Origin of the sequence: Burkholderia sp. IT-111MI5 (assembly GCF_949752865.1) — a bacterium.
Taxonomy (GTDB): Bacteria; Pseudomonadota; Gammaproteobacteria; order Burkholderiales; family Burkholderiaceae; genus Burkholderia; species Burkholderia pyrrocinia_C.
The window spans coordinates 207,319-222,182 of the sequence record NZ_CATKIF010000011.1 but is presented as its reverse complement, the minus strand read 5'-3'; the positions used below and the strand labels follow the sequence as shown (position 1 = coordinate 222,182).

Genomic DNA, 14,864 nt, shown 5'->3' with positions numbered 1-14,864 from the left:
GATGGATCCGCTTTCACGTGATGCTGCGCCCCGCGCAGCCCGCGGCGGCGCGGGGCTGACGAAAATACCAACGCCCTGCTGCGACAGTGCTTCCCCAAAGGCACTGACATCAGCGGCGAGACGCTCAACCAGGAAGTGCTGTCGCTGGCCATCGCCGGCGAGGTCGCCGCGCTGGCCTCCGAGCAACACGGCGACACGCCCGCGCCCTTTCCCGACACGCTGCTGGACCTGGTCGACGGCTGGAGCCGGCACACGCGAGGCAGCGGCACATCGTTGCCGGCGCTGGAGCAGCAACTGCTGGAAGATGCAGTGCGGCGCGCCAACGGCAACCTGTCGTCAACGGCGCGCACGCTCGGCATCACCCGCGCGCAACTGGCTTATCGTCTGCAGCGGCGGGCGGGCGAGTCCGCCAAGGGCTGACGTGCCGTCGGCGATCTGCCGGGCGATGCTCCGCCGCCATCACCCGAGCACCACGGACTGATCCGGTGCTTGCCTCCATACTCCGGCAAGCACCGCCCGAACGCGCCGCCATCCATCACCCGACGATCACCTGCTGCCCGGGAGCGATCTCGCCCGGATTGCTCGCCAGATTCCGGTTGAGCTGCAGGATTTCGTTGAGCGCGACGTTGATCCGCTGACCGTCCGACATCCGCTGCTGTTGATCGGCCGGCACGTGGGCCGCGGCCAGCAGCGATCCTTCGTGACGTTCGGCAATCGTCCACAACGAATCGCCCGCGACCACATTCACGGTCAGCGGCGTGGCACTTGGCGAACTCGACGGAGGCTGCGCTGGTTGCGACGGCGTCGCGGATGCGCTCGGCTGGGCAGACGCCGGTGCCGACGGCGTCGCGGAAGCACTCGGCTGGGCCGGCGCCGTCGTCGCGCCGGCCGACGGCGTGGGCGACGCGCCCGGCGTCGGTGTGCCGGCGTTCGGACCGGCCGGCGGCTGGTTCTGCTGGTCCGGCGCCATCGCCGACGTGACGAGATTGATCCCCTGCATGACGCCGAAGATCGCCACCGGCGCCAGCGCGATGCCGGTCGGCAAGCGCTCCAGCCACGGCGTCGCATTCGGGAAATGCGTATGCAGGCGCCCGGCGCCGAGCAGCATGCCGGACATCGTCGTCAGCGTGCCGGTGGTCGGATCGCCCGTCATCGCGGTATGAATGCCGCTCGCGATGCTCATGGCCGAGGTCAGGTAGTCGCCGGTCGCACTCACGGTGCGCGCCAGCTGGCTGCGATTGTCCGCATTCACGCCGCGCAGGCTGCCCTTGTAGACGATGCCGGTATAGAGCCCACTGAAGATGCCGCCCACGGCCTGCCCGCCGGCCAGCCAGTCGCCCTTTGCGATCGCCCGAGCCGCGTTCATCGTGATCGAGCCGCCGTAACCGCCGAGCGCGAGCACGCGGCCGACCCGGCCCACCGAGTGCCGCGGGCTGCCGTGGTGCAGCAGCTTCAGCGACGTGCCGCCCACCACGCCCTGCATCTGCGCGAGCATGTCGGCGGCGATTGCCTTGGTGTGCGTCACCGTGTCGTCGAACGACAGCACGCCGTCATCGTTGAGCGCGCGCAGTTGCGCGGCCTTGGCCTTGCCTTCGTGCGCGATCTGCACGAGTTGCGCGCCGCGCCCATCCACGTCGAAGCCGTTCGCCTTCAGTTGCGTCTGCAACCCGCGCACGAGCCGGTCGACCACCCGGTCGAACACGCGCGGGTCGCCGTTCTTCAGGCTCGCGACCGCGCCATGATGCAGCGCCTGGAACACGCGACCGACCCGCAGCCCCGCATACAGCGAATTCGACGCGGTGCGAAGCGACTCCCTGCCCAGCGTGACGAGCGCGAACGCCCCGGCGCCGCCGGTCGCGGTGGCCACCGCGATGTCGCCGGCAATCCGCTGCGGCGACGGCGGCGGCGTCTGGTTGCCGAGCGGCTCGTCATGCACCCGCAGCGCATGCAGTTCCGCCTGCGCACGCTTCTCGTCGGGAATCTTCACCTTGGCGAGTTGCGCGGCTTCCCGACGGCTCGCGCCGATCGGCTTCGTGCCGTCGTTGATCAGCGCGGGATCGTGCACGACCGCACGCCAGTGGTCGAGCGGGTCCGCCGCGGCCGGCCGCGCGCTGGTGGTCACCCGGTCGGGCACGCCGGCGCCGTACTGTTCCAGCCAGCGCCCGCCGAACGTGCGCGCGCCCCGTTCCGTCTCGTTGCGCGGCGGATTGCCGTCGGCTTCCCATAGCGGCATCGCATGCTCGATCGTCGCCTTGCGCGCCTGGTTCAGCCACACGGTCGTGTTGCCTTCGTAGAGCTGCTGACGCAGCGCGGCCACGTCGGCGGGCGTCATCCCGTGCGCCGCGCCGATCCGCTCGACTTCCGCGAACAGCAGCTGATGCTGGTTCGCCAGCGTCTGCCGGTCGACGCGCTCGAACACGCGCGTCAGCGCGTCGGCACCGTGCAGGCGTCCGATCACGTCGGGCCGGTTGCGGTATTCGACGATCAGCTTCGCGAGCGCGCCGGTGAGATCGTGGTTGCCGATGAAGTCCGCGCCGTGCGTGCCGTACGACAGGCCCATGTGCACCCACTCGAGCCCGTTGCGTTCGAGCACCGCGCGCAGCAGCTTTTCATGGCCGCCGCCCGGCACCGACTCCGGCACCGCGTCCCAGCCGTGGAACGTGACCATCACGTTCGGCGCCGCGACGCCCGGATTCGCGTTGGCCCAGCGTTCGAGCGCCGTAAACATCCGCACATAGTCGTGATAGGTGTCGTTGGTGCCCGACTGGAACCGGTAGTCGGCGCCGGATACGAGCGCGCGCGACGGCGCGGTCTCGAGCCGGATCGCGAAACCCGAGCGCGCGGCCTCGTCGAGCCAGCGATGCAGATGCGCGAGATCGTCGAGCGGGAGCGCCTTGCCGTCCGTGCCGGGCGCGGGATGGATCATTCCGTTCTCGCCGTCGAACACGGCGTTTTTCTGGTCGCCGAGCGCATCCACCGCGCGCAGGAAATCCGGATCGTGCGCCTTGCCGAGCGCCGCCGCGAGCGAATGCGGATCGACCACGAGCGTGACGACCGGCATCACGCCGCCGTGCCGCTCGACCTGCTTCGTCATCAGCGCCGGATCGTCGCTCAGCGAGAACGAACGCGCCATCGGCACCATGCGGTCCTGCAACTGCGCGTTCGAGCGCGTGAAGATCTGCCGGATGCGCTTGTCGGCGACCGTCGCCGCGCCGAACCGGCGCGTGTGCTGTCTGCCCGGCACCGGCAGGAAGCGCGACGACGACGTCGACACGTCGCGTGCGACATACAGCTTGTTGAGCAGCGTCCGCCACATGCCCACGTCGACCATCACGGCCTGCGGCTCGCCCTTCAGCACCAGATCCTCCGTGTTGCCGGCGCGCTGCGCCTGCTTGTTGAAGGCCTCGACCTGCTCGTGCGTGGGGAAGTACTGCTCGGGTTTGGCCGCGCCGTTGCGCAAGTTGAACTCGACGACCGTGGTCGACGACAGCCCCGGCTGGTACGGCTCGATCGCCAGCGTCTCCAGCGCCGCGCCGTTGCGGGAGAAGCCGCTCCGCCGCAGGCGCTGCAATTCGCCGCGCACTTCGTTGTAGCCGAGCCGCGTGCGCGCCGCGAGCGCGCGGAACGGCGCGGACTGGCGGCCGCGCGCCTCCGCGTCACGCAGTTGCCCGAGCAGCGCCTGCTCGCGCGCCTCGAGCGCCGCGACGCGCGTCGGCCGCGCGGCCTTCAGGAATTCGCGCGGCGACAGTTGCGTGAGCAGGAAATGCATGTCCGCGCCGAACCGGTCGGTGCCGATCGGCATTTCGTCGAGCGCGACACCGTTGCGGCTCGCGTTGTTCGCGTCGCGGACGTTGTCGAACCAGCGCATCTCGCCGTTGCGCTCGGCGATCACGCCGCGCGGGTCGCCGAGCGCTTCCGCCACCGGGCCGTCGGTCTCGAACACGTAGATCACGTGCTGGCTGCCGCTCACCGAGCCGTTCCGGATCGCGGTCAGCAGGTGCGGCACGCTGTTGCCGCTGAAGTCGACCGCGTTGAACGCGGACTGGTCGGACGGCAACAGATGCGGATCGACGAGCGGCGAGCGCGACGCGGTGTCGCCCCCGCCCTGCTCCGCGTCCGCGCGCACCAGCGGCCGGCGGGTCGGCACGATCGACTGGAACGTGTCGCCCGCCGTGCGGCGCGGCTTCGTGTCGGTATCGGGCTCCTTCGCCGGCCGAAAGCCGCCGATCCGGTCGACGGTCTCGGGCTTGACGTCGCTGGCCACGAAGCGGATGCCGCGCCGAGGCGAGCGTCCGACCGGAATGCCGCCCCTGCGCCGCCGCCGGAACACCGCGCGCAGATCCTGTTCGGGAATCTCGGTGTCGGCGAGCGGCGCCTTCTCGTAGTACTTCCATTCGTGAGCCGCGTTGCGCTCCGCGTAGCCGAGCACTTTGCCCGTCTCGTCGTCGATCACGTGGATCCAGCGACGGTCGCCTTCGACCGCGCGCACGGCCTGACGCGGCCGCTTGAAGCGCGGCGCGTCCTGCAGCTTCGCGATGTCGGCGGCCAGCTCGCCATCGACTTGTCGGTTCGATGCCGCCACCGGCCACGACGATTTGCCGTCCGGCGTCTTGATCGTCGACGGGCCGCCGAAGTGCATCAGTTCGTCGTGCGCAACCGGCGACACATAGAAGTCGTAGCTGCGGCGCGTATTGCGCCCCTTGCTGCCGGCATTCGTCAGCGCCTTCTTGAGCGCGTTCGGCACGCGCTTGCCGTCCAGCATCCGCACCGGACCGAGCGCACCGTTCGCGTCGGTCTCGAGCACCGCGACGACGGTCGGCGGCGCATGTTCGGCGTCCGCGGCGGGCCGCGCGGCATGCACGGCGACCAGCACGTGCGCGTTGGGGCCGAGCCGGCGCGCGAGTCCGTCGAGGGTCGGCGCATGCGCGCCGTCGACGCGCGTCAGCGTGCGCCGCTCCAGGCTGTCGAGCCATGCGGCGGCGCTTGCCTGGACTTCGGCCGCCGCGGCCACCGTGGCGCCCTCCGGCACGGCGGGCGCGCCCGCATGACCGGCTGCCGCGGCTGGCGTCGGCGCGCCGGACGGATCGCCGGCAGGCCCCGTGAGCCGGCTGGCCGCCGGCCCCGCCGGTCCGATCATCGGCCAGGTCGGGCTGCCGTCGGCCGCGCCGACCGCGCGCGTTCCGCCGGCATGCACGGCCGCATAGCCTTCCGGCAATCCGGAGCGATCCACGCCGACGAGCCGGTACGACACGTCGCCGGTTGCCGCGTCGCGGGTCCGCACGACATACATGTCGACGCCGGCCGGTTTGAACAGCTCGCCGCCGGGCGTGGTGACGCGCAGCGCGCTTGCCGGATCGTGGCCGAGCGTCGACAGCAGCACGACATCGGCCGGTGCGGCAGCGTCGACCGCGGCCAGATTCGCCGTCGCGCTGGCCGCGACGCGTTCCTGCGCGGTCAGGTCGCCGCGTGCGAACGCGGTTTCGTCGGGCAGCGCGTCGACCGGCACGTACGCGTAGTCGCTTGCCGCGCCGCGCGCCGCATCGAGTGCGCGCCCCAGTTCGTCGTGCCCGACGAGCCGCGTACCTTCAGCCAACGCAGGCCGCGCTTCGCTTCCCGCGTGGCTCGACGCATGCGCGGCACCTGCCGCCGCGTCGGGCACCGTGCCGCTGAAACGGAACCAGCCGTCCTCGGGATCGAGCGCACCGAAATCGGTGCCTTCGCCGAGCACGACGCTGCCGTCGCGCGTCACGAACTCGACGCGCAGGTTCGTCAGCCCGGCCTCGTCGAACGCCTGCATCACGCCGTCGATCACGCGGGTGGGCTCAGGTCCGTCGAGGAAACCGCTCGGCCAGTGCTGGCTCACGGTGCCGCCGGCGCGCGTCACGCGCGCGGCGTCGCCGATCACGCCCGGCCGGTCGGCCAGCGCGCCGCGGAACGCATGATCGAGCGTGACCGATTCGAACGTATCGTCCGGAATCGGCGTGAAATCGTAGTCCGGATCGGCGAACGTCGGATCGGGGACGCGCGGCACGGTCGGGCGCACCGGTCCGTCGGCCATCGGCCGCGCCGCCGTACGTGCCGTTGCCGGCGACGGCGCCGCGTCCGGCGCGGCGGGCAATGCCGGGCGGCCCGCGCGTGCGGGCTCGCCGCGGAACACCCGCATCGCGAGACGATCCTTGTCGACCTGGCCGGTCGGCCGCGTCCCGCGCACGGTGGCGGAACCGTCGCGCTCGACGAGCAGGATGTCCGGCGGCGCCCAGACCGACGTCGGCCGCCCGGTCAGCTCGGACAGGCGCTGCGCGAGCGCCTGGGCGAACGTCGCGCTCGCGGCCCGCACCTGACCGGGCGCGATGCGCAGCGGATCGTGCTTGCTCGAGCCACCGTAGCAGGAATACAGCGTCACGTCCTGGTCCGGCTCGAGAAGCGGCGCGACGCGCTCGGCCACCTCGTCCGGCGTGAGATGCCGCCCGTCCGGGCCCAGCATCGCGTCGGCGGAAATCCCGTGGCCGAACACCACGTGATGGCCGGGCGGCGACATCAGTCCGCGCGCGCCGATCGCATGCAGCGGATCGTCGGCAGGCATCAGCAGCGTGTCGGCCGGGCGCAGGAATTCGGGATGCTGTGTCGCGTCGACGCCGGTCACGTCTTCGAAGCCGGGCTGCAGCACCGTCTGGCCATGAACCGTCGTCGTGACGACGCCGTCGTTGACGACCTTGCGGTCCGTATAGACGCGGCTGTTCTTCGGATAAATCTTCTGCGGGATGCCGGACAGGCCGTCGTCCGCGTCGGCTTCGGCGGCCTGCTCGGTGCGCGCGGCCCATTCGTCGGCGGTGAAAATCTGTCCCGGCCCGACCTCGACGAGCGGGGTCGGCACATAAACGGGCGGCTCGCCCGCGTCCGGTTCGGGCGCAAGACGCGGATGCGCGGGCCCGCGCGGCGTCGGCCCAGGCGCGGGCCGCCCGGCCTCCTCCGGCGTGCCGGCGTTGCCGCGCCGCCCGCTGTCCGCTTCCGGATCGATCTGCGCTTCGATCGGGCGCACCGGTTCGACCGGTGCGTCGCCGGGCGTGGCCGCGCCCCGCACAGGCTCGCCCCGCCGCGCGAACACCATCGGCGGGTCGGTCGCATCGGGCGTCTCCGGGATATGCAGATAGAGCCGCGTCGACACGTCGGGATCGTGTGCCGGCACGACGATGTCGTCGCTGTTCGGATGCAGGAACAGCGCCCCGGTGCCGCGCACCGAGTTGGACGCGATCGACGCGATCACGGGCACCTGCAGTTCGTATGCGAGCTCCTGCGCGAACGGGTAGCCGCCGGAACCGAGATAGCAGCCCGTCAGCAGCACGCCGTTGCCCTCCGTATAGGCGGGATCCTCAAGTAGCTTGCGGGCGAATTCCCGCGGCGACATCGTGCTGCCGCCTTGCGTGACGGCGGCCGAGCTTTCCCAGCTCACGTCGCGCGGCTTCGTGCCGTGCGATTCGGCGATGTCGAAACCCGACACCTTCAGGAACTGCCGCGCGGTCGCGTGGCCGAGCAGGTTCACGACGCTCGAGCCCGGCACCGGCCGCAGTTCCAGCGGATTGATGCGCACCGGCTGCGCGCGGCCCGGCGAGAACTTGCCGTTCACGTCGGGTTCGATCTGGAAGCGCGCGAGCCGGCGGTTCGGGTTGGGGATCGCGCGCCGCCACCCGGCCGCGTCGTCGTCGCCGAGCCGGCCGAATACCGGTGCCTGGATCAGGTCCGCGAATTCCTGCAGCAACTGGGGATCGGCGCCGCTGTGCGGCCCCTCCAGCGCGACCGGCACGCCCGGCGTATAGCCTTTCCACGCCAGATCCTCCAGCGCGTGCGTCATCTCGAGCGCGCTCGCCGAGCGGCCGCTGCGCGGATTGACGATCGCCCCGCGCCGCGTCAGCACGCGCCACACGTACACGCCGAGCGGCACGCGCACGTCACCCGAGCTATCGCCGCCGCCCCAGCCGTTCGACACCGGGCGCAGCGCCACGTTGCTCCAGTTGACCGGATGCGCGCCCTGGTCGATGACCGCCAAGGCCGGCGAGAAACGGTAGGTGCGCGGCGCATGCTGCACCGAATGGTCGGGCACCCCCGCATAGTTGGGCGCGCCGGGCTCCACCACGATGCCGCCCGCATAGCCCGAGGCGGGGCTGCCGTCGTTGCGATAGCGCGGCGATCGCCACGCGACGAAGCCGCTCGCGCCGTAGACGTCCACCCCCAGCACGTTCGCCAGCAATTGCGCGAGCGAAGTCACCCGCGTGCCCGCGCCGCATGCATAAAGGATCACCGGCGATTTGCCGTCCCAGCCGCTCTGACGCACCATTTCCGCGAGATCGTCGGCGCTCATCGCCTTGCCGGTCGCGCTCGCGAACGCATCGGCCCACGCGTGCGCATACACCGCGAAATAGCCGGGCGGCACCGGCATCAGCGGCCGTTCACCGGCCGGCAGCTGGTTCTCGGGCTGCTGCGGATGGTCCGAATAGATCGCGAGATCGGCTTCGCGGCGCGGATACGCGCCCCACTGCGTTTCTCTCAGTCCGTGCGGCGCGTTGATCACGTCGATGCGCCGGCCGTCCTCGCTGCGGATCAGCGGCTTGGCCGGATCGAACCCGCGCGGATACACCACCTGCAGCGTACGGTCGTACGCGTCGTTCATCGACAGCACGAACGCATTGCCGGCGTCGTTGAGCCCGACGTGGCCGACGACCGCCTCGGGCGGCACCGTGCCGTCCGCGGCGAGCGCGCTGCTGTCGACCAGCGCGATCCGGTAGCGGCCGGCCGCCACGCCTTCGCCGCCGACCATCAGCGCGTCGTAATAGGCCGTATAGCGGGTCACGCCGATCGTGCCTTCGTCGTCGGGCGACGCGGCCGCGCGGGCCGCCGCATCGTCGGCCGCGCGGGCGCGGCGCGCATCCGCCTTCGCCACTTGCATGTCGTCCCACAGATTGCCCCGTTCGGTGGCGGGCAGCCCGTCTTCCTCCGGCACGCGCACGTTGCCTGCCGCGTCCTCCAGCGCGTATACGTAGTACTCGACATGCTCGAGACGGTTGCCGCTCTCGAGGATCGACCCGACCACGCTGCTCAGGATCTCCGGATCGGCGGCGACATGCGCGGGAATCGCCCACGACGTGGGGCGCGCCACCGTCCCCGGCGCACCGGCCTCGGTCGGCGCCGCCTCATCGCCCGCCAGCGCGCCGGCGACCGCCGGCGTCACCGCGCCGTCGCCCGCTTCGGCGTCGGGCGCGAGCCGCAGCAGCGTCACGTCGCCGTCTTCCGGCGTGCCCTGGGTGCGGCGCGCGCGCAGCCACGCGGAGAATCTGGACCGCAAGCCGGTTTCGGCCGGCGCGACCGGCTCGCCGTTGTCGGCCGGTTCGCCGAAACTGCGTGCCTGCTGCTCGGCGTGCTGCCACGGGTTGCCGATCTCGCCCACCGCGAGACGCTGGTTCACCAGTCCGCTGGTGAGCATCGTGTGCACGACGTCGATCGTCGTCGGCCGCGGCGCCGGCGGCGCGGGCGTCTTCGTGATCGCGCGAATCGGCCGTTCCATCAGCGCGTGTGAACCGAGGCCCATCTGCGCGACGCCGATGCCGAGGTTCAGCAGCTGTTGCGCACGATCGGAATCGGACATCGCGTCCCAGTTCTTGATCAGCGACGCGCCCTGGTCGACCATCTGGTAGCCGCCGATCGCGCCGCCCGAGAGGTTGAACACCTGCGACGTGCGGCCCGTCGTCTGCGCAAGCGACTGGAACGCGTCGGCTTCCTGCGCGAAGCGGCCCAGGCCGGCCGTTTCGACCGTGGCGCCCTCGCCGCGCGACGCAATCGTGAGGATGTCCGACATCTTCCCGGTCGTGCGCAGCAGCGACGACGCCTCCGCGAGCGACTTCGCCGCCACGCCGAGCCCGCCGCCTGCGATGCCCGCGCCGCTGCCGATCAGGCTGATCCAGTCGCCGCGCGCCTGCGCATTGCCGAAGCCGGTCGACTGGCCGTGATCGCTCAGGTTCTTCAGGTCGCCGATCGCAGCCGGCACGCCGACCGCCATCCCCGCGCCGACCGCGGTCCAGGCCGCGCCGAGCAGCACGCCGCCGACCGGCGCGCCGATTCCGCTCGCGACCAGCACGACGCCGCCGGCCGCCGCGAGAATGCCGGTGCCGATCTCGAGAATGTGTTCGGCGTGCTGGTACCACTCCGTCTTGTGCGCGTCGATCGGTTCGTATTGCCCGAGATCGACGGGCGACCCATCGAGCTTCAGGTTCTTCGGCACGTACAGCTTGCCGTCGTCGGACAGCGCATTGTTGTGCTGGTAGTCGTCGACGGTGTCGTACTTCCAGCCGCGATCGTCGATCAGCTTGTACTGGTCCGGATGCCCGTCGACCTGCACCTTGAACAGCGCGCTCGGCGCGGTGCCCGTGCTCTTCGACACGTAGTAGATCGGCACCAGCGACACGACCGCGTGATCGCCGCCGACTTTCCGGATCTGGTCGACGACGGTCTGGATCATCTTCGTCGCGGCCGAATTCTGCGCGTACAGCGACTTGCTGTTCACCGCCGTGCCGTTCAGCAACTGCCCGTTGCCGACGATCATCTGCTCGAGCAGCGCCATCGACGGCACGTCTTTCGCGTCGGTCGGCACCGCGCCCGGGTCGTCGGGCTGTATCCCGAGCCCCGCGCCGACGAAGTTCGTGAGCTGGTCGGAACCGACCGTGAACGTCCGGGACTGGCCGTCGAAGTTCTTCTGGAAGTCGTTGAAGTACGCCTTCAGCTGCTTGTCCGGATCGGACTTGAACAGGTTGTAGCTGGCCGTCGCGGCCTGCTTGTTCTGGTTGCTCTGCGCGTGCTCGGTGCCTTGCTGGTAGCGGAGCTGGAAGTCGTTCGCGAAACCCGAGCGGAACCGGTCGTCGTTCTGCATCTTCGACAGCAGCGCCTTCGACAGCGAAGGATCGACGCCGGACGAAAGCGCCTGGCGCACGCCGTCGAACCCGTATCCCGTGTCGCTGCCGCGCAGCGTGTAGATCATCGTCTTCGCGTTGCCGTTGGCGTCGAGCAGCCAGCTCGCGACGTCGTCCTCGCGATGCACGGGCTCGCCGTTCGCGGTCGGCTGCTGGTCGGCCAGCCCGACCGCCTTGCTGAGCCCCTTGTAGAACTCGGTGCCGTCCCCGTAAGGCTGCGGCGTGCCCGTGTTCGACTGCGTCCACTTGTTGCCGAAATCCTTCTTCACGGTGTCGAGCACGACGCCCGCGAATTCGGGCGGCGCATTGGCGAGGATGTCCTGCATCCATTTGCCGGCCTTGTCGGCATTCATCCGGCCGTCGTAACGCGCCTGCATGCTCGCCTGGTCCGTCGCCTTCGAATCGGGCTTCTGCATCAGCGGATCGATCTGCGAATGGATGAAGTTCGCGTCGAAATGCGGCTGGCCGGCCTGCGTCCACAGCGTCTGGCGCTCGTCCAGCGAGAACGATGCGTCCATGTTGGTCTTCAGCACCTGGAGCGCGGCGCCGGGGTTGCTGCCCGGGTTCTGCATCAGCTGCGAGACCTGCTGCTTCGTGTACTGCAGCCGCACGTCGGGCGCCGCCGCGAGCAGCAACTGGATCTTCTGGTACCCGGGCCCCGGCGACTTCGGGTCGACCTTCCCCATCGCATACTGGAACACGCCCTGCTGGTCGATCTGATCCTTCAGCGTCTTGGCCGCGGCCGGATCCTTCACGTTTTCCGGGTTCACCTCGATGCCCGTCAGCTTGACGAACGCCTCCGCGAGCGGATTCCGCTTCGCCAGGTCCTTCTCCTGGGTCGACAGCTTCGGGTCGTTCGGATCGACGGTCTGGCCCGTGTCCTGCAGCAGCGCAAAGGTGACCGGATCGGACTGCGCGAGCTGCTTCATCTGCGGCGACAGCGACGGATCGTCGGGATTGATCGTCGCGATCGTGCGTTGGAGCTGGCTTTGCTCGCCGAATGCGTCGACGAGGCCGGTGTACCACATGCCGTCGTGGTTCTGCTTCACGGACGCGACGGCCTGTTTCTGCTCGTCGGCCGTCACGTAGGTCAGCGCGGTGTCGTCGCCGCCCGTCACCACCTTGTCGTACTGGCTCTGTGCCTGCGACATCTCCCGCGTGATGTCGGCTTCGTCGGCACGGCGCAATCCGCCCGGCTCCTTCTGCCACGCCGCGTAGTCTGCCTTCGCGCCGTTCAGGCGCAGCGTCGCGGCCGACACGCTGTATTCGTGGCGCAGTGCGGTCGTCAGCGCCGTGTAGGCGGTGTCGCTGTTCGCATCGGCCGCGCTGGCCGCCTGACGCAACTGCGCACCGGTTTCGGGGTCGGCGCGCCGGACGCCGCCCGGCAGCGCGTTGTACTGCTTCACGTCGGCATACGCGTCCTGGTCGTGCTGCACCGCCAGCGCGAACTGGAATGCCTTCTCGTTGGTCGCCCGCTGGGGCGCCGATTCCGCCGTGACCGCCTTCTGCGCGTCGTCGAGCACCTCGCCGAGCACGGGATCCTTCGGCGACGCGTTGCGCAGATCCGATGCGACGCCCGCGATCGCCTTGTTCGTGTCGCCGCCGCCGTCCGCGGCAACGCGCATCTGGTTCTCGACGGCCGCCTGCACCGCGCCCCAAGCGCTTTCGGCCTTCTTGACCTGGTTGTCGAGGTCGGCTTGCGACGCGCCCTGGTCGTTCAGGCGCTTGAGCGCCGCCATCTCCGCCTGCGCCAGCTGGAGCAGGCGCTGGGTCTCGGCCTGCGCCGCGGCGAGGGCCTTCTGTTCGGGGGTCTGGGCCGGAGGAGCGCCGGCGGCGCCGTTGTTGTTCGTCCCGTTATCGTTCGTCGGGTTGTTGTCGTTCTGCGGCTGCGGCACGTCGACCGGTCCGCCCCCTCCCACTGCCATCAACACCATGTCCGTTCTCCCGCGGCATGCGTGACGTACCGGGCAAGCGGCAGGCCGCCACGCGCAATGGTCCATTGTGCCGAACCGACAACGCGCAAAAAGTCGCGAATTACGTAGTCGCCGGCCCGGTTACGCCGGCACCGGGAAACGTGCGCTACGAATGTGGCGCGGGCAACGGCCGTTGCTTGCCGATACCGGATCGGCGCAGCACGAACGGTAAATTTTTCCGTTGCCTCCGGCCGTGTCGTCCAGCCAATACTCATTGGCCTGGCGAAAGCCGCGGCGGCCGCACTGAAACCGAAACGCGCCGCCGACGCCGCGACGCACTTCCTCCTGCACCACACGCGCCCCGCTCCCGACTGAATCCCCGACGCCGACGCGCCGCGATTCCGCTCGATTTCGCAGAGGACCTTTCCTGTGCAACGCCTTAATCGACCGTCGCACGATCTCCAATAATGGCCGCTCGATCCGCCGGCCACCGTGCCGGGCAAACGATAAAAACTCCTATGCATTCCTACCAGATGAACAAGCATGCCGGCGCGCGCGTCGCGGGGACCGTGATCGCCGCATGCGTGACCAGCTTCGCGCCGGCCATCGTGCACGCACAGAGCAGCGTGACGCTGTACGGCCTGATCGACACGTCGATCACCTACTCGACCAACCAGCGCACGCAGGGCGCCGGCTCGCCCGGCAGCGGCAGCGTCGCGATGACGAGCGGCGCACTGAACGCGTCGCGCTGGGGGCTGCGCGGCCGCGAGGATCTCGGCGGCGGCATGGCCGCGGTCTTCACGCTCGAAAACGGCTTCTCGGGCACCACCGGCAAGCTGTCGCAGAAAGGCGTCGACATGTTCGGCCGCCAGGCATGGCTCGGCGTGAGCTCGAAGACGGCCGGCACGCTGACGTTCGGCCGCCAGTACGACCTGATCCTCGACTTCGTGACGCCGCTCGGCGCGTCCGGCCCCGGCTGGGGCGGCAACCTCGCGGTCCATCCGTACGACAACGACGATTCGAACCGCAACCTTCGCATCAACAACGCGGTGAAATACACGAGCCCGACGTACCGCGGGCTGACGTTCGGCGCGATGTTCGGCTTCTCGAACACGGCCGGCCAGTTCTCCAACAACGCGGCATGGAGCGCGGGGCTGTCGTATGCGAACGGGCCGCTGAAGCTCGGCGCCGGCTACCTGAAGATCAGCCGCGACCGCAATTCGCCGAACCCGGACGGTGCGCTGAGCACGGTCGACGGGTCGGCGACGATCACGGGCGGCAACCAGCAGATCTGGGCCGCGGCCGGCCGTTATGCGTTCGGGCCGCATTCGGTCGGCGCCGCGTGGTCGCACTCGACCACCGACGGCGTGACGGGCGTGCTCCAGGGCAGCAATATCGCGCCGCTGAAAGGCGAATCGCTCGTGTTCGACAACTTCACGGTCGACGGGCGCTTCTTCGTCACGCGCGCGTTGAGCCTCGCCGCCGCGTACACGTACACGATGGGCCGCTTCGACACGCGCACGGGCCAGACGCGCCCGAAATGGAACCAGGTCGTCGCGCAGGCCGACTATGCGCTGTCGAAGCGCACGGATGCGTATCTCGAAGGCGTGTACCAGAGCGTGAGCGGCGGCAATGGCAATCCCGCGTTCAACGCGACCGTCTGGACGCTGACGCCTTCGGCGAACAGCAACCAGGTCGTCGTCGCGCTGGGGCTGCGGCACAAGTTCTGACGACGGCGCTTCGCCGCTGCACTGCCCGGTCGATTGCGTACGGCACGCGTTTCGAGCCCCGCTCGATCATGGTGACCGGTGCAGAAAGGGCCGCGCCCGCGCGCGGCCTTTTCGCTGTGTCAGCGCGTACCGCGTGGCGCCGGCGGGAGCAAGAATGCGTCCCCGACTGTCGCGTCCGCGCAAAAAATGCGGAGAAACTGGTCGCGTTGTGACATTTTTCCTACTCTGTTTGCAGCGACGCCGTGATTCGGTGTTCCGGTCGCAAC

At 69.9% G+C, this 14,864-nt stretch carries 4 protein-coding genes; 2 read left to right on the top strand and 2 right to left on the bottom strand.

Annotated elements, in window-relative coordinates:
- Positions 1-135: 135 nt before the first annotated feature.
- Positions 136-420: a helix-turn-helix domain-containing protein gene (locus tag ACM6JT_RS09175; protein WP_414856316.1), complete on the top strand. Its 285-nt coding sequence runs from the start codon at positions 136-138 to the stop codon at positions 418-420.
- Between the two features lie 115 nt (positions 421-535).
- On the opposite strand, the gene ACM6JT_RS09170 is transcribed toward ACM6JT_RS09175, so the two are convergent.
- Positions 536-12,889, bottom strand: coding sequence for an LWXIA domain-containing protein (locus ACM6JT_RS09170; RefSeq protein ID WP_414856315.1), 12,354 nt, complete (start codon positions 12,887-12,889; stop codon positions 536-538).
- Positions 12,890-13,009: 120 nt separating this feature from the next.
- Complete coding sequence (locus ACM6JT_RS09165; RefSeq protein ID WP_131946117.1) at positions 13,010-13,222, bottom strand: hypothetical protein; 213 nt, start codon at positions 13,220-13,222, stop codon at positions 13,010-13,012.
- A 164-nt stretch (positions 13,223-13,386) separates the two neighbouring features.
- Between ACM6JT_RS09165 and ACM6JT_RS09160 the strand changes: the two genes are divergently transcribed.
- Positions 13,387-14,598, top strand: a complete 1,212-nt coding sequence (locus ACM6JT_RS09160; RefSeq protein ID WP_175750346.1) for a porin — start codon at positions 13,387-13,389, stop codon at positions 14,596-14,598.
- The last annotated feature ends 266 nt before the right edge of the window (positions 14,599-14,864 follow it).